Here is a 16,541-nt window from a genome sequence, read left to right as displayed (position 1 = left end):
ATCAGAGTAGGGGCTTAGCATTGCTAAGCCCCTACCACCCCTACCGCCCCTACGCCGTCTGCGATTCCGATTTTGATGGCTCGCCTAAAATCTTGTTCGTTAGATAGGTCGCCAACCACGCGGCTGCCAAGCTCAACACGAGGCTAATCAAGCCATGCACCAACTTTCGGCGCAATTCTTCCTCTGTCATGCGTTAATCCCTCCGTCGCATCAAAATCGTCACGAAGTAGAGCAACTGCGCGATCGCTTGCGCTGCCGCTGCCACATAGGTCAACGCTGCCGCGTTGAGCACGGCATTCACCCCTGCCGCCTCTTCTACCGTCACCAACCCGGCGCGCTGGAGCATCTCGCGCGCGCGTGCGCTGGCGTTAAATTCAACCGGCAGCGTCACCAGCGTAAAGGCAACCGCGGCGCTAAACAAGATTACGCCAACGACCGCTAGTTGGAAACCGAACCGGCTGCCGCCGCCGGCGCCGAGCAACATGCCGATAAAGAACAGCCACGTGCCGAGTTGCGAGCCGATGTTGGCGAACCCAACGATGCCCGATCGCACGCGCAACCACGCATAGCCCTCTTTGTCTTGCGCGGCGTGACCCAACTCGTGGGCAACGATCGCCATCGCGGCTACCGACGGTTGCACTGATCCTTCCGAGAGGCGAATGACCTTGCTCGCAGGATCGTAGTGGTCGGTCAACATGCCGGGAATGGTCTCGACGCCAACATGGTCGAGGCCTTCGTTCCGCATCAAGATGCGAGCGACATCAAAACCATTCAGCCGCCGCATGTTGGCGACCTGCGACCATTTATTAAAAGCCGACTGGACCTGAAATTGGGCCCAGAGGGCGAAGAGCATCGCTGGCACAGCAAAGAGCAGATAGGTTGGATCGAAGAAGAATGGCATAGGCGCCTCCCTTGAACGCTGAGATGCGGTCCTTGTCCGCTGCTGTGCTCAGTATACCACTCTCTTGCATGAGAAGAGTGTTGGTGGAATGTTTGAGTTTTGCAAAAGCGATGAGGCTGGCAGAGCAGTGCAGCACGTTCACAAGGGTTGCTCGCCGGTCAGGGTGTGGCGGGCCTGCCCTAGCCACGCTTGGGTGCGTTCGGCCAACCATGCGCGGAGCGCTGGCCCGTTGCGGGGCATCAACAGGGCCGCTGCGGCGGCGCCGCCGATCATGCCGAGCAGCAAACCGGTGATGAAGCGCCGGCCACTGGTGCGGCGCGGGATCAGGCTGTCGATCATCGCGTCGAGGTCATCCATAGCAACTCTACTCTTTACAGGAATACTACGCTTGCATCCAATCATACTACAGAGAGTGCGGCAGTCAATGATTAGCAGTGCTCTGAGCGCGCTAGAAACAGAGATGACTTGCATCCAATCATACTACAGAGAGTGCGGCAGTCAACCTGCCGCACTCCACAGCAATCCTATCATCAACATCATAGCGCATCGCCGGCGATCATATACCGGCTACATCCGCATGCGGTCTGATGGCGCTACGGATAGATCCCGCGCGTGGTCACTGCATCACCCACCCGCTGGATCGCCAGCATATAGGCGGCGGTGCGCAGATCAACCTGCCGCTCTGCCGCGACGCGCAACACTTGCTGCAAGGCATTGGTCATTATCCGGCGCAATTGGGCATTGACCTCGCGTTCGCTCCAGAAGAACTCTTGCAAGCCTTGCACCCACTCAAAATAGCTGACCGTGACGCCGCCGGCGTTGGCCAGAATGTCGGGGATCACGAGACAGCCGCGGTCGTACAAGATGGCATCGGCAGCTTTGGTGGTCGGGCCATTTGCCGCTTCGGCGATGATCTGCGCTTTGATCCGGCTGGCGTTCTGGGCCGTAATGACACCGCTCAACGCTGCCGGCACCAGCACATCACACTCGACTTCAAGCAACTCTTCGTTGGTCAGCGAGTCGGCGTTCGCGGCGCCGGCTACGCTGCCGGTGCGCGTTTTGTGCGCCAGCACCGCTTCGACGTCGAGGCCGTGCGGATTGTAGACACCGCCACGGCTGTCGCTCAAGGCGACCACTTTCATGCCCAACGCAACAACTTCCCGCGCTACGGTTGAGCCAACGTTGCCGCATCCCTGAATAGCGAGCCGGATTTCAGGAATCTTCAAGCCAAGATGCTGTGATGCGCTCGTGAGCACATACGTCAACCCGCGTCCGGTCGCTTCGAGCCGGCCTTCCGAGCCGCCAATATTGATCGGCTTGCCGGTGACGACTGCCGGTACGGTATGGCCCTGATGCATCGAGATGGTGTCCATGATCCACGCCATAATCTGGGGGTTGGTGCCGATGTCAGGCGCAGGAATATCGCGCTCAGGGCCGATGACGACACTGATTTCGGTGGCGAAGCGGCGGGTCAGCCGTTCGATCTCGCCGAGCGAGAGCTGTTTGGGATCGACGATCACCGCGCCTTTGGCGCCGCCGTAGGGCAGGCCAGCCAATGCGCACTTCCACGTCATCAACATCGCCAAGGCGCGCGTCTCGTCCAGCGTGACTGCCGGATGGTACCGGATGCCACCCTTCGTTGGGCCGCGAGCCAGATTGTGTTGGACGCGGAACCCTTGGAATACTTCGATCCGGCCATTATCGCGTTTGACGGGAAAGTTAACGGTCAGCTCGCGCTGCGGGGCGCGCAAGATGCCACGGAGGCGGGCCGGCAGATCGAGCAGATCGGCGGCTTCGTCAAATTGTTGCTGGACGGTGCTGAGCAGATCGGCGCCTTCAGAGGGCGCAGCAGTGTGAGCTACATCAGTCATCACCATGATGGTTAACCCCTCTCCGATGAGTAAGGGCGGCCAGCGCTGGCCGGTCGCGACAACGGCGGCGCGACAATGCTTATTGTACCACGATGCGATGGCGGTTGCGGAATAAGATTATTCATCGGCGGGAATGAATTCTGTCACACTTGCCACCGAATGGACAAACGCAGCAATCAGTTTGACTGCATGCGCCACATCGCTGATCTCAATCATCTCGTTGGGCGAGTGCATATAGCGATTGGGGATCGAGATCACCGCGCTGGCGATGCCGCCGCGCACGTGATGGATAGCATCAGCATCGGTGCCGGTGTAACGGGGCGCAATCTGAACGTTGTACGGGATCGACTCGCGTTCGGCCAATTCGACCAGCCGGCGGAAGACGCGGCCACTGTTGGCCGAACCGCGCGAGAGCACCGGCCCGCCGCCGAGCTTCACTGTATTCCACTGCCGCTGATCAGCGTCGGGATGGTCGGTAGCAAAGGTGACATCAACCACAATTGCGACTTGCGGGTCAAAGCTGAACGCGGCAGTGGTGGCGCCGCCGAAGGTAATCTCTTCCTGCGTGGTCGCTACGGCGGCAACGCAGGCTGCCGGACGGTTTTGGCTGAGCAAGCGCAACGCTTCCAGCACGGTAAACGCCCCGATCCGGTTATCAATCGAGCGGCTGACGATGCGCCCGCCGCGCAATTCATACACCGGCGCGTCAATCACGCCAGCATCGCCGACTTGTACCAATTCAGCCGCTTCGTCACGGCTCGCAGCGCCAATATCGATCCACATCTGCTCGATCTTGGTGGCTTGATTGCGCTCTTCTGGTTTCAGCAAATGGATCGGCTTCTTGCCGACGACGCCGAGCACTTCACCGTGCCGGCCCAGCAAGCGCACGCGCTGGCCGATCAGCACCTGTGCATCCCAACCGCCAATCGGGCTGAAATAGAGAAAGCCATGCTCATCGATATGGCTGATCATGATGCCGATTTCGTCAATATGGCCAGCCAACAAAATGCGCGGCCCGCTGCCTTCGAGCACAGCAAAGCTATTGCCGAGCACATCACTGTACACTTGATCGGCGAAGGTGCGCGCCTCAGCCCGCCATACCCGCGCCGCCCGATCTTCGTCGCCCGATGGCCCCGGCGCGCTCAGCAGGCGCTTGAGAAATGCGATTTGCGTGTCTTGCATGGGATGATCCTTGCCTGTCTTGTTGCGAGAAGGTGTAACAACGAGCTATTATCGTAACGCTCATGATAAGTGTTGCCGGTTTTTCGCTTATTCGATCAGACCAATATGCGTTTTTGGCCGTGTGAAAACCGGCAAAATGCTTGACGCCATTCAACCGCGACCAGTATAATAAATCGTGGCACTACATTATACTCGATAGCAAACGCAATGGAAAAACCCGACTTTGCAGATTTAGTCGCCGAAGTCATCGCGAGTTTACCCCCTGCCTTTGCGCGCCATCTCGAAACGGTCGAAGTGGTGATTGCGCCGCGCCCAAGCCGCGAACAACGGCGCGCGCTTGGCTTGAAGCCATGGCAGACGATCTACGGCCTCTACGAGGGGGTGCCGCTCACCGAGGAGTATGATGCGCCGGCGGTGATTACCATCTTCCAAGAGCCGCTCGAACGCGATTTTCGCACCACGGCGGCGTTGCGCGAGCAAGTGCGGCGCACTGTTTTGCACGAAATTGCCCACCATTTCGGGATTAGCGATGAGCGGTTGCGCGAGTTGGGCGCCTACTAAGCGAGGATCGGTTGTCGTTCAAGAGGTAGCACGTGCGGATCAGCACGATTATCACCGGAATCATGTATATTGGCGCGTTGGCGATTGCCGGTCTCTTGCTCTGGCAGACCGTGCAGATGTCGAGCGCGCTCATTGCGCTCTCGGCGAATGCGCCCACGCCAACGGCGGCGATAGCTCCCACTGCCACCGCGGCGCCATTGCTGGTGTTGCCCACGCCGGTGCCGCCGACGCCGTTGCCTACTGCTGCGCCGCCTCAACCGGAAACAGTTGGGTATCATCCCAAGAGCGGGCGCTATATTGCGGTCTGGCTGCCGCCGAATTTTGAGGGTGATGCGCGTGAGTCGTTTTTCGCCAATGTCGATATTATTGACGACATTAGCCCATTTTGGTATACCACCGACGCGAGCGGGCGGCTCTATGGCCGGCGCGATGACGATCTGGTGCGGATTGCGCACGAAAACAACGTGCGTATCATCCCCTCGATTCATAACGTTGGCAACCCCGGCGCGGTGGTGCCGGTGTTGACCAATCCGCAGTTACGCGCGCGCCACATCCAAAACATTGTCGATGAGGTGTTGGCGCGCGGTTACGATGGGATTGATATTGATTATGAATCGCTCGCCCCTTCGCTGCGCGACGATTTTACGGCGTTTATCGTTGATCTTGCTGCGGCTTTGCACGCGCACGATAAACTCTTGACGGTCGCCGTCCACGCCAAAGATCGTGATGATGGCGGTTTGGGTGCGTTTCAAGATTGGCGCGCGATCGGGCCGCATATTGATCAATTGCGGATTATGACCTACGATTATCATTGGCGCGGGTCAGGGCCGGGGCCGGTCGCGCCAGCCTACTGGATTGAAGCTGTCGCCAATTATGCCCGCGAAGTGGTCGATCCGGCTAAGGTGCTGATCGGCGTTCATTTCTACGGCTACGATTGGCCGCCAGACGGTAATGCTACTGCTCGGCCGTGGAAGATCATCGAAGAGATCATCAACGAGTATCAACCGACAGTGAGTTTTATCGAACGCAACGCCCGCGGGCGGGTTGGCGAGAGCACCTTTACCTATCGCACCAGCGCCGGTACGCGCACCGTGTGGTTTATGACCGATACCGGCCTTGCCGATAAGATCGCGACGGTGCAGAAGCTCGATTTGGCGGGCATTGCGATTTGGCAATTGGGGTACGAACGGCCAGAATATTGGCAGACGGTACGCGCCAATTTAGTGCAGGATTCAACGTTGATTCAACGGGCATTAAACGCCTTATTGCCGGAACACTAGGAGGGGCGCACGGTCGTGCGTCACCCGGCAGTGCGCCCCGGTGATCGGCGTAACCGTTCATCGTAGCGACGCACGGACGCGCGTCCCAGATTACATACATCGGACTGTACCATGACCACCACCGCAGGCGAACCCGGTGTCCGGGCCAATCCAACCGAAGCGCGTGATCTCGTCGAGCGCGGCATTGCAGCGGCGCGCGGCGGGCAGCGCCGGGTTGCGGCTGGTCTGCTGGCGCGCGCGCTCAAGCTCGATCCCCGCGATGAACGGGCATGGCTGTGGTTGAGCGGCGTGGTTGACGATCCAGCGCAGCGCGCCTTCTGTTTGCAAGCTGTCTTGCGCATTAACCCCAATAATCCCCACGCTCGTCGTGGTCTGGCCTATCTCGAACGGCAAGGCACAACGACTGCGCGCCCGATCGCTGACCTCGCGCCACCGGCAGCGGCGCCGGAACCAGCCGCCGATGCCGCGCCTGCTCCTCCACCCACGCCAACCGCGCAAACCCGCGATTGGTGGATTCAGTGGCGCTGGCAGCGCCGTGAAACGTCGCGGGTGCGGATAGTGCTGTGGGTATTGCCCATTGTGTTGTTGGCGGTGGCGCTGATCTTGCATCAGAGTGTGAGCGTCGCTCGCGAGCGCGCGCTTGCGGCGCTGGCTGCCGAGCAAGAACCGGCCTTTACCGTCGAAACTGTTCTGGCGACGCCGCTTGCGACTCCCACCCCCATTCCGGCATTGGAAGCCGAGCCGCTCGCCGTCGTCGAGAGCCTCACCGTGTCGTATCTGACCGCGATCGATGCGATCCGTGCCGATCTGCGCACTGCCACGGCTGCCTATCGGCAAGAGACCAGCCAACCCGGCGGCGCTTCGATCAACCACGTGGCGGCGACCCAACGGCTGCGAGCGACGGTGGCGCAGGCGCTGGCTAATCTTGGCGAACTGCGCGCGCCGGGAGTGCTGTTGCCGGCTCACGAAGATTACCGGCAGGGGCTCGAGCTCGAGCTGGCTGGCCTCGATGCCATCCTCAACTTCTACAGCACCTACGATGTGGCAAACGCCAATCGCGCCGCACTCCGCTTCCAAGAGGCGCGTGCGTTTATCGAGCGCGCCCAAGCCGGTTTTCAAGCTCAGCGCCAGCTCCTCGGCGAGATGAGCCTCATGAGCGCGTACACGATTCGCTGATGGGCCTACCTCCCGCTGTTGCAGGGATTGTTGCGCCGCTTGCGCCTCGCACTGCCGAGCCTGTTTGTCATTGCGAGGGCGCGCAGCGCCCGCAGCAATCTCCCGCTTCAGCGGGAAGGATGCCTGAGCGGATGGCACGCGCACGAATGGCACTCCTCCGCTGGAGGAGGGAACGATGTCACCCTCACCCCAGCCCCTCTCCCACGCCAGTGGGAGAGGGGCGTTGCTGCATTCCACTCCCGCCATGCTTTGCCCGCCATCACGCAGATCCCCCTCTCCCGCCAAGAGGTGGGAGAGGGGGTTGGGGGGTGAGGGCGTCAACGTGACGCCGCAAAGAAGCGCGGAGGGCGCAAAGATAGGTGGGATGGTCATCATCCTCTGTGTTTTCAGCGCCCTTCCCTGAGCGCCCCTACTCCCAACCCCTCCCCCGCTGGGGGAGGGGAGCGATGTTGCCCTCACCCCCGGCCCCTCTCCCACTGGCGCGGGAGAGGAGAGTTGCTGCGTTCCACTCCTGCCATGCCTTGCCCGCCATCGTGCAGATCCCCCTCTCCGGCCGAGAGGTGGGAGAGGGGGTTGGGGGGTGATGGCTATCAGCCCGCGTAGCGGGCTTTGTAAGCCTAGCCCGGCCCTTTAGGGCCGGGTTCCCTGCTTGCGGCTCAGCGGGGGAAAGGCAAGGAGTGGGGCATCCTCACCCCTCCAACGCGATTCCGTAGATCGCCGCATATTTCTGGCGCAGATAGGTCAGATACGGCTCAATCTCCATTGGCTTACCGGTCGCGCGCTCGATCAGTTCGTTTGGCGTGAATACACTGCCGTGGCGGTAGATATGCTCGCGCAGCCAGCCGTGCAAGGTGGCGAATTCACCCCGGCCAATCTCGTCATCAATTTCGGGGTGCGCCGCGCGGGCGGCAGCAAGGAACTGCGCGCTGAGGATATTGCCCAGCGTGTAGCCTTGGAACGCGCCGCCGATCAGGCCGCCAAACCAATGCACGTCTTGCAGCACGCCGTCGCGATAGTCAGGCACCGTCACCCCTAAATCCTCGGCGTAGCGCGCATTCCATGCTTCGGGCAGGTCACGCAGCTTCAAGCTGCCCTCGAGCAGCGCCAATTCCAGATCAAACCGGATCATCACGTGCAGATTGTAGGTGACTTCATCAGCATCGGTGCGAATCAGCGACGGCTGCACCCGGTTGATCGCGCGGTAGAATTCGTCGAGTGGAACGTTGCCGAGCTGTTGTGGGAAGGTCTGCTGCAACTCTGGGTAGAAATGCTCCCAGAATGGCCGTGAACGACCGATCAGATTTTCCCACAGCCGCGATTGGCTTTCATGCACTCCAGCCGACACGCCGCTACAGAGCGGGGTGCCTTCAAACGCCGGATCGACACCCTGTTCGTACATGGCGTGACCGGATTCGTGCAGGGTGCTGAACAGGCCATCGCCTAGATCGTGCTCGTTAATGCGGGTGGTGATGCGCACATCGCCAACCGAGAACTTGGTCGCAAACGGATGGTGGGTAAGGTCTTGCCGCCCGCGCTCGAAGTCATACCCGAATTGGCGAATGATCTGCTCGCCAAAGGCCAGTTGATCATTGCGCGGATAATATTTGCGCAGACACGAGTCGTCAATTGGCGGTTGGGCGACGATGGCCCGGATGATCGGGGTGAGACCGGCGCGCAGGCGGGCAAAGAGGTCGCGAATCACAGCGGCGCGCATGCCATAGTCGCTGAAATCGATCAGCGGGTCGGCGGGATGCTCGTAGCCGGGGAAGCAGTCGGCCACTCGCCGGCTCAGTTCGAGCGTGCGTTCGAGATACGGCACCATGGTGGCGAAATCATTTGCCGGGCGGGCTTGCGTCCAAGCGTGGTAGCTGGCCGCCGTGTGCGCCGCAATGTCGCTGGCGAGATCGACCGGAATCCGGATCATCCGCTCGTAATTGCGCTGCGCCACCCGGATCAGTGCCGCGTCAGGGTGATCGTATGGCAACTGTTCGCTATAGGGCATTAGCTCAGCCAGTAAGCGCCCCAAGGCGGGATCAGTGCTGCGCGCGTGGGCCAGCCGCGAGAGGGTGGCTAATTGGCGGGCGCGGGCAGGAGCGCCGCCGGGTGGCATATAGGTGCTCTGATCCCACCCTAGCACCGCGGCTGCGCTGTTGATGTCGTCAATTTCCTGCAACCGGGCGCGGAGTTCATGCAAACGGGCTTCCATGGGTATAACTCGCTTTCTAGTAAGCGCCAAGATGGATCTCAGGCATTACCCATCTTGTGCGTTTTGGCGTTGTCGCCACGCCAGCAACCGTTGCTGGGCGGCGCGGAGGGTCTCGTCGCGTTTGGCGAAGCAAAACCGGGCCAGCAACGGTAAATCGTGCTGGCGGGCGTAAAAGGCCGAGGGCGGGATCGCGGCGACGCCAACTTCTTGGGTGAGGAAGCGGCAGAAGGCGACGTCGTCGCGAAAGCCGGTTGATGAGATATCGGCCATCAAGAAGTAGCTGCCTTCGGTCGGCAACACTGGCAGATCAACACTCGCCAGTATCTCGGCCAAGAGCCGGTAGCGAGCGGTATACTCAGCCCGAAACTGGGCGTAATAGCCGTTGCGCAGCGCCTCTTCGAGCGCCGCCGCCGCCGCAAATTGCAACGGGGTGGCGGTGGCGAAGGTGATCCATTGGTGGGCCGCGCGCAGCGCAGCGTTGAGGTGGGCCGGGCCGACTGCGTACCCAATCTTCCAACCGGTGAGGCTAAAGGTCTTGCCAAGACTGTTGATCGTCAGGGTGCGCTCCCACATTCCCGGCAGGGTAGCGATCGGAATGTGTTCGGCGCCGGCAAACACCAACTGGTCATAGACCTCATCCGATACCACCACCACATCGTATGTCTGGCACAGCTCGGCGATCTGCTCAAGTTCGGCCCGGCGAAAGACCTTGCCGGTCGGGTTGTGCGGGGTATTCAGCATCAACAGGCGCGTGCGCGGCGAAAAGGTGGCTTGCAATTCCGCCGGATCAAACCACCACCCTGTCTGGCCGCCAGCCGGTGGGTGGAGGCGGACGAAGCGCGGCACGCCGCCGGCCATGGTCACATCAGGCAAATACGCATCGTAGAACGGCTCAAACAGAATCACCTCGTCGCCGGGGTTGACCAACGCCTGCACCGCTGCAAAGAGCGCTTCGGTTGCGCCGCTGGTGACAGTCACTTCGGTCTGCGGATCGATCGTGCGCCAGCCGTGGGCCTGCCACGTGGCAGCGATCGCTTCGCGGAGCCGGGGCACGCCAATGTAAGGCGCGTACTGGTTGGCGTCGGCGGCGATAGCGCTGGCAGCCGCTTGCTTGACCCATTCCGGCCCAGCGAAATCAGGGAAGCCTTGCCCTAGATTGACCGCGCCGCACTGCACGGCAAGGGCGCTGATTTCGGCAAAAATCGTGGTGCCAAACTGGCGAACGCGCTCGGCGCTGGGTGCTGTGGTCATCGGTGAACCTCTGGTGTCTGGCAGAAGAACCGGCTGGCTGTATGGTACCACAGACCGGTGCAACTTTTGCGACGGCACCGGCGTCATACCGGCAGTGAATGAAGGATAGGCGCACTGAAGGAGGAAACGTATGTCGTTGCAGCATGATCAGACCCGCCTGATCGGTCTGTTGCTGGTTGCGTTGGGCATTGTCGCGATCTTCAAGTTGTGGTGGCTGGTGCCGATTGCGTTGCTGGCCGGCGGCGGCATCGCCATCTACCGCCGCCAGCGCAGCCTTGGCCGCACCAACGAAGCAGTGCAGGCCTTGTTGTGGGGTGTGGGCTTGGCGCTGCTCTCGCTGATCAATTTGGTCTGGCCGGGCATTCTGGTGCTTGGCGGCGTGAGCCTGCTGCTGATTGGCCGCGAGGCAGCCGTCGAACAGCGGATGTGGGCATTGCTAGGGCAAGCGTTGAATTGGAACCGTCGCCCTACTCCGCCGCCGGCGAGCAACAAAGTGCAGATTATCGAGAAGGACGGTGAATAGCCGTCCCTTCCCCCAACACCTTCACCAACCACGTTCGCACCGCCGACCGCGCGGCCTCGGCGGCGGGTGAACCATCGGTGTAGAGCGCGCCGGAGCGCACGGTCGCTATCGTCTCACGGAATTGCTGAAATGCAGGCACGCTGGCGAGCCGGTCCGGTCGATCCGGGCCGGCTGCTAGATCAAGCAGCGCTTCTGGCCGGTTGGAAAAGACAAGGTAGTGCTCGATCAAGCCGACCGCGCGTAGCGGACTGGTAATCTCGCCAACATAGATCGTTGTGTCACCGGCCCGTTGCTCGGTAAACGTCTCGCCCCGGTTGCGGCGCACGTCCAGATATTTGTCTAAAAAGATCTTGGCGAGCGGATCGTTGCGCGACGCCAAAAAGACCAATACCTCGCCATTCTCGACCAGATCGGCGGCCACATCATTCGTGACCGGGGTAAAGTCACGCACCACGACCGCAATATCGCTCCCGATCCACGTGATCACATCGCTATCGAGCTTCACGCCAAGCACGGCGGCCACATTGGTCGCTGCATCTGCCGGCATGGTGAGGCCAAACACCTCGCTGAGCGCCCGTTCGATCCGCGGTTGTTCGGGTATATCACTGAGGGTTGGCGATAAACTCGCATAGAGCTGCACATCTGCCGGCAGTAATTCAGCCGGCGCCGGGCCGCGTTGGACAGTCGTGAACCAATAAATGAAGAGTGCGCCGAGCACGGCGGCGATCAGGGTGATGGCAAGGCCGCCGATGAAGGCGTAACCAAGCCCGCGTTCGCGGGGCATCGTTGATGTGTTGATCATAGTCTTGTCAGATAATCGTCCATTTCACTCTTAGCCATGGTACCATGATTTACAGACGTAGCTCGACAGCTTCTCACGATAGTGAGCCTCTATGCGGATCGAAACCTTGCCGCCGGCAGCGGCGGTTGGGCATATTCTCTGTCACAATCTGGCCGATGCGCAAGGACGAAAAGCCTTTAGTAAAGGCCGGCGGTTGCGCGCCGAGGATGTGCCGCGTCTGATCGAACTGGGGGTGCCGGCGGTGCGGGTGGCGGTGCTGGCGCCCGATGACATCCACGAAGACGAAGCGGCCATTCGCTTGGCGCAGATCGTGGCCGGGCCGGGAGTCGCGATCGGTGAGCCGTATGCTGGCCGGGTGAATCTAAGTGCAACTATTGCCGGCCCATTGCTGATCGATGCTGAAGCCTTATTGTCAATCAACCTGATCGACGGCCTCACCGTGGCGACGCTGCCGCCCTATACACTGGTGACGGATGGGCAGATGCTGGCAACGATCAAGATCATCCCATTCGCTGTACCAGAAGCCGATCTCGCCCAATCCGCCGCTGCAACCGGCGAATCCGGCGTATTGCGGGTGGCGCCATTGGTGCGGCGGCGCATCGGGGTTGCATTGGTGAGCAGTCCGGCGGCGCGGGCGCGGGTGGAACGAGGTATGTTGCCGGCGATTGCCGGACGGATTGCCGATCTGGGGGCGACGATGGTGGCGTGCCGGGATTTGCCGCCGGACGAACACGACGTGGCTGCCGGCCTCGCAGCGTTGCTGGCGGCGGGGGCCGATCTGATCATCACTGCCGGCGAAACATCAGTGGTCGATCGCGATGATGTCATCCCGCGCGCCGTGCAGCGGTTGGGTGGCGAGATTGCTCATTACGGCGCGCCGGTCGAGCCGGGGAATCTGTTGTTGCTGGCCTATCTTCACCACGCCGGTGATGCTGTCCCACTGATCGGCGCTCCCGGCTGTGTGCGTTCGCGTGACCAGAACATCGTCGATCTGATTCTGCCGCGCCTGATGGCGAATGAACGGCTGGGCCGGCGCGAGATTGCTGCTCTTGGTCTCGGCGGCTTGCTTGGCGCCTCTCGGCGCGGATAAAGCACAAACCGGCCTCGTTATGGATTGCGGCAGTTTTACTGCCGCATGTGTTACGGTGATACGCGATGATCTCCAGTGCAACTTCACCGCAGCCGTTTGCGTAATGGTAATATATCTGCCAGCACGCCTGAAACGCTGAAAGGGGGGAATAATGAACCTTGAAAGTCTGTACCACGACCGGCGCGAAGCGGCGTTGGCCGATTTCAACCGGGCTATTGCGCTCGACGAGAACTATGCGTGGGCCTACTTTCAGCGCGGGCAAGTGCTGCGTGAATTGGGAAGGATGGACGAATCGTTGGCTGATCTGACGCGAGCGTGTGAGCTTGATCCTGAAGATGCAGCGTATCACGCTGAGCGCGGTGAGACGTTGCGCATGCTGCGCCGCCACGAAGAGGCTATTACGGCCTTTTCGCGCGCGATCGAGTTGCGGCCTGAATATCCGTGGGCATTGGGGAGCCGTGGTCAAGTATGGCGAGCGATGCGCCGCCATCACGAGGCGCTCGCCGACTTTGACGCGGCGTTGGCGCTGAATCCGGCGTTGGCATGGGTGCATGCCGAGCGCGGCGAGGCGCTGCGCGCGCTGCGCCGCTACCCGGAAGCGATCGAGGCGTTTACGCAAGCGTTGGCCATTGACCCCGATTACCCATGGGCGCTGGGCCATCGCGGCATTACCTACCGCGAATTGCGCGATTATCCAGCGGCCATCGCCGATTTTGACGCCGCCATCGCCTTGCAAGACAATCTGGCATGGCTCTATGCCGAGCGCGGTGAAGCGCGTCGCTTAGCCGACGACTACGATGGCGCGTTGCTCGACCTCAGCCGCGCTATCGAGCTGGATCCTGAATACGCTTGGGCGTTAGGCAGCCGCGGCGCGACCTTCCGCGCGCTCGGTGATACCGAAGAGGCGCTGGCCGATTTTAACCGCGCGCTCGAACTCGATCCCGGTTATGCATGGGTCTATATGCAGCGTGGTCTTTTGCATCGCGCCGCCGATCGGGTTGATGAGGCGCTGGCCGATTTCAGTCGCGTGATTGAGCTTGAACCCAACCACGTGGGCGCATTGGCCGAACGGGGCGAGATTTTTCGCCTGCGCCGCCGCTACAACGAAGCGTTGGCCGATTTTAGCCGCGCGATCGAATTGCAACCCGATCATGCGTGGGCGCTAGGCAGCCGTGGGCAGGTGTATCGGGTGTTGAGCCGCTATGAAGAGGCGTTGGCCGATTTTAACCGCGCGCTCGAACTGAAACCTGATGTGGTGTGGGTGCTCGCTGAGCGCGGCGAGACTCATCGCCTTATGCGCCATTACAATGAGGCGATCGAAGATTTCAACCGCGCCCTTGAACTCAACCCCGATGACTCGTGGGTGCTCAGCCGGCGCGGCGCGACCTATCAGGCGCTGAAGATTTACGAAGAAGCGTTCATTGACCTGACCCGCGCCGTCGAGATCGATCCCAACAATGCGTGGGCATGGGCGCAGCGCGGCTCGCTCTTCCGCCAGATGTGAGCAGCGGTACTATGGAGTGCGGCAGTGCAACTGCCGCTCATGCGGGGGTATAGGCGCAGCGCGGCTCGCTCTTCCGCCAGATGTGAGCAGCGGTACTATGGAGTGCGGCAGTGCAACTGCCGCTCATGCGGGGGTATAGGCGCAGCGCGGCTCGCTCTTCCGCCAGATGTGAGCAGCGGTACTATGGAGTGCGGCAGTGCAACTGCCGCTCATGCGTGGGTATAGGCGCAGCACTGCTCCCTCTTCCGCCAGATGGGCGCAGCGGCGGATTATGGCGTGCGGCAGTCACACTGCCGCACAGAAACGGCTAGCAGCAGGTGGCCCCAATCTGCTGTGCATGCCGTTCCCTCTCTCAACTTGTGGTATCATCACCCCAACGGAGTGATACTCATTTTGAGGAAGGATTGCGCAGCCATGGACGCTACCCATCCGCTTCATCCCCGCCCGATCCGGGTGGCGATGCTGGCGCGCGCAGTCTTCCCGTTGCACGGCTTTGGCGGGATTGAGCGGCATGTCTACCATCTCACCAAGTATCTAACAAAGTTGGGAGTAGAGGTCACGCTCTATGTGCAGACGCCGCCGGCCAATGCTGAACGCGGCGATCTGCGTCCTCATGCGATCGAGACCCTCCGCTACGACTACACCACGCCCTTGCTGCCGCCAAACGGTGTGGTTGGCCGCCAGATCAATTTTCCCGTGTACAGTTGGCGAATTGGTCATCTTGCTGCGCAGTGCGTGCTGGCCGGCGCGTTCGATGTGGTGCATACACAGGGGTTGTGCGCCTTTGGCTACGCCATGGCCCGCCGGCGCGATCCGCGTCTGCACAGCACACCGTTTGTCGCTAACCCGCATGGCATGGAAGAGTTTCGCACGCCTGACCGGGCCAAATGGCTGGCCTACGCCCCGTTCCGGCTGCTCTACGCCTACGGCCATCGCCAAGCCGACCGGGCGATTGCGACCGACGCCTGTACCAAAGATGACCTGCCCCGCTACCTCGGCGTTGATCCGGCCAAGGTCGTGGTGATCCCTTCGGCGATCGATGTTGAGGAGTGTCTCAGCCAAGTGCGCAGCGATCTGCGCGCGGCGCTGCGGTTCCGGTTGGGGTTGACGAGTGGCGGCCCGATGTTGCTCAGCGTGGGCCGGCTCGAACCCAACAAGGGCTTTGATGTCTTGATCGCAGCGCTAGCCCGCCTGCGTAATGAATTGCCGGCCAATTGGCGCTGGTTGCTGGTCGGCAGCGGCTCGGCGCGCGAGGCGCTCGAACAGCAGGTGCGCGCAGCCGGGATTGCCGATCACACCCTCTTTGTTGGACGGCTGAGCGACGAAGAACTTCACAGTCTCTACGAAGAGATTGATCTCTTCGTTCACCCTACCCGCTACGAAGGCAGTTCGCTGGTCACGCTCGAAGCGATGATCCACCGCCGGCCTGTGGTGGCTAGCGCAATCGGCGGCATTCCCGATAAGGTTTTTCCGGGCCGCAACGGCTTGCTGGTGCAGCCGGGTGATGTCGATGATCTGACGGCCCAACTGCGCGCTGCGTTGGCGGCCCGCGCGCGCTGGCCGGAATGGGGCGTAGAAGGAGAGCGGATTGTGCGCTCAACCTTCGATTGGCCGGTCGTGGCCCGGCAGACGCTGGCCCTCTATCACGAGTTGCTGGCCGGCAACCATACCTCACACCCCGCCCGATCGGGATGATCAACCACCAACGCCGTGGCCGGATCGCGCCGGAGCGTCCACAAGATCAGCAGATCACCGCCGGCAGCGAGCGTCATCATTGCGCCGAAGCCGGTGACCATCGGCCAATTGCCGGCAATGCCGATTACGCCGGGGATGATGCCAAGCGCCACGCACGGCAGGGCCGTGCCGAAGCGGTAGGCGTTGATCGGCAACGGCTGTTTGGCATGGGCAAATGGGGCAAGACCTTTGATGCTGAAGCCGAACGTGATCGCGCTTGGCGGCAGGTGTCCGGCAATCATCCACCCCGCAGCATGCAACCCTTCGTGAACGAGAACGCCAATCAAGAAGGCTAGTAATAGTTCCCACGATGCGGTCAGTAACATCGTTTGATGAATGAGGGTGTGCGCAACAATGAACAACAGGGCCAGCGGCAGGCCAAACATCAGCGCGCCAAGGTTGGCTTGCGCAAACGAGACCGAGCGGTCGATCCGTTGGTAAGCGGTTTGGGGGGTGTTCA

The 16,541-nt window shown here is 61.2% G+C and carries 16 protein-coding genes; 7 read left to right on the top strand and 9 right to left on the bottom strand.

Translation table 11 applies throughout. The features are described 5' to 3' along the window. Window positions 1-49: 49 nt before the first annotated feature. The 5 genes from A6A03_RS20390 to A6A03_RS10745 form a co-directional block, all read right to left on the bottom strand. Window positions 50-190 carry a hypothetical protein gene (locus A6A03_RS20390; RefSeq protein WP_156525321.1) on the bottom strand — a complete coding sequence of 47 codons (141 nt, stop codon included), beginning with the start codon at window positions 188-190 and terminating at the stop codon, window positions 50-52. A 3-nt stretch (window positions 191-193) separates the two neighbouring features. After that, on the bottom strand, window positions 194-901 hold the full coding sequence (locus A6A03_RS10760) for a zinc metallopeptidase (RefSeq protein WP_066787733.1): 708 nt from the start codon (window positions 899-901) through the stop codon (window positions 194-196). Between the two features lie 138 nt (window positions 902-1,039). Continuing rightward, the gene (locus tag A6A03_RS10755) at window positions 1,040-1,258 is read right to left on the bottom strand and encodes a hypothetical protein (protein ID WP_066787731.1); all 219 of its coding nucleotides are present in this window, start codon (window positions 1,256-1,258) and stop codon (window positions 1,040-1,042) included. Window positions 1,259-1,494: 236 nt separating this feature from the next. Then, window positions 1,495-2,778 (bottom strand): Glu/Leu/Phe/Val family dehydrogenase, encoded by a 1,284-nt coding sequence (locus tag A6A03_RS10750; protein WP_066787722.1) that lies wholly within the window; start codon window positions 2,776-2,778, stop codon window positions 1,495-1,497. Between the two features lie 111 nt (window positions 2,779-2,889). Then, window positions 2,890-3,954, bottom strand: a complete 1,065-nt coding sequence (locus tag A6A03_RS10745; protein ID WP_066787719.1) for a M42 family metallopeptidase — start codon at window positions 3,952-3,954, stop codon at window positions 2,890-2,892. 207 nt (window positions 3,955-4,161) lie between these two features. Here A6A03_RS10745 and A6A03_RS10740 point away from each other — a divergent pair, with 207 nt between their 5' ends. The 3 genes from A6A03_RS10740 (at window position 4,162) to A6A03_RS10730 (ending at window position 6,971) form a co-directional block, all read left to right on the top strand. Beyond that, complete coding sequence (locus A6A03_RS10740; protein ID WP_066787718.1) at window positions 4,162-4,515, top strand: metallopeptidase family protein; 354 nt, start codon at window positions 4,162-4,164, stop codon at window positions 4,513-4,515. A 32-nt stretch (window positions 4,516-4,547) separates the two neighbouring features. Next, entirely contained in the window at window positions 4,548-5,795 is a 1,248-nt protein-coding gene (locus A6A03_RS10735; RefSeq protein ID WP_066787717.1) for a glycosyl hydrolase family 18 protein, read from the top strand. A gap of 111 nt (window positions 5,796-5,906) precedes the next feature. Beyond that, the gene (locus tag A6A03_RS10730) at window positions 5,907-6,971 is read left to right on the top strand and encodes a tetratricopeptide repeat protein (RefSeq protein ID WP_066787715.1); all 1,065 of its coding nucleotides are present in this window, start codon (window positions 5,907-5,909) and stop codon (window positions 6,969-6,971) included. Window positions 6,972-7,659: 688 nt separating this feature from the next. Here the strand turns inward: A6A03_RS10730 and A6A03_RS10725 are convergent. Both A6A03_RS10725 and A6A03_RS10720 read right to left on the bottom strand, forming a co-directional pair. Continuing rightward, entirely contained in the window at window positions 7,660-9,165 is a 1,506-nt protein-coding gene (locus A6A03_RS10725) for a carboxypeptidase M32 (protein ID WP_245668952.1), read from the bottom strand. 57 nt (window positions 9,166-9,222) lie between these two features. Then, on the bottom strand, window positions 9,223-10,428 hold the full coding sequence (locus A6A03_RS10720; RefSeq protein ID WP_066787710.1) for a methionine aminotransferase: 1,206 nt from the start codon (window positions 10,426-10,428) through the stop codon (window positions 9,223-9,225). A 130-nt stretch (window positions 10,429-10,558) separates the two neighbouring features. Between A6A03_RS10720 and A6A03_RS10715 the strand changes: the two genes are divergently transcribed. Further along, entirely contained in the window at window positions 10,559-10,951 is a 393-nt protein-coding gene (locus A6A03_RS10715; protein ID WP_066787707.1) for a hypothetical protein, read from the top strand. On the opposite strand, the gene A6A03_RS10710 is transcribed toward A6A03_RS10715, so the two are convergent. Further along, the gene (locus A6A03_RS10710) at window positions 10,929-11,753 is read right to left on the bottom strand and encodes a DUF3352 domain-containing protein (RefSeq protein WP_066787705.1); all 825 of its coding nucleotides are present in this window, start codon (window positions 11,751-11,753) and stop codon (window positions 10,929-10,931) included. The two genes, A6A03_RS10715 and A6A03_RS10710, sit on opposite strands and share 23 nt — an antisense overlap. Window positions 11,754-11,844: 91 nt before the next feature. Between A6A03_RS10710 and A6A03_RS10705 the strand changes: the two genes are divergently transcribed. The 3 genes from A6A03_RS10705 (at window position 11,845) to A6A03_RS10695 (ending at window position 16,042) form a co-directional block, all read left to right on the top strand. After that, window positions 11,845-12,843, top strand: coding sequence for a molybdopterin-binding protein (locus tag A6A03_RS10705; protein WP_066787703.1), 999 nt, complete (start codon window positions 11,845-11,847; stop codon window positions 12,841-12,843). A 151-nt stretch (window positions 12,844-12,994) separates the two neighbouring features. Next, entirely contained in the window at window positions 12,995-14,347 is a 1,353-nt protein-coding gene (locus tag A6A03_RS10700) for a tetratricopeptide repeat protein (RefSeq protein WP_066787700.1), read from the top strand. A gap of 414 nt (window positions 14,348-14,761) precedes the next feature. Continuing rightward, complete coding sequence (locus tag A6A03_RS10695) at window positions 14,762-16,042, top strand: glycosyltransferase family 4 protein (protein ID WP_066787697.1); 1,281 nt, start codon at window positions 14,762-14,764, stop codon at window positions 16,040-16,042. Here the strand turns inward: A6A03_RS10695 and A6A03_RS10690 are convergent. Further along, window positions 15,991-16,541: DUF3267 domain-containing protein (locus tag A6A03_RS10690; protein ID WP_342673058.1), on the bottom strand; the 551-nt coding region annotated here is incomplete at its 5' end. The two genes, A6A03_RS10695 and A6A03_RS10690, sit on opposite strands and share 52 nt — an antisense overlap.

Origin of the sequence: Chloroflexus islandicus (genome assembly GCF_001650695.1) — a bacterium.
Taxonomy (GTDB): domain Bacteria; phylum Chloroflexota; class Chloroflexia; order Chloroflexales; family Chloroflexaceae; genus Chloroflexus; species Chloroflexus islandicus.
This window is presented reverse-complemented; position numbering and strand designations above follow the sequence as displayed.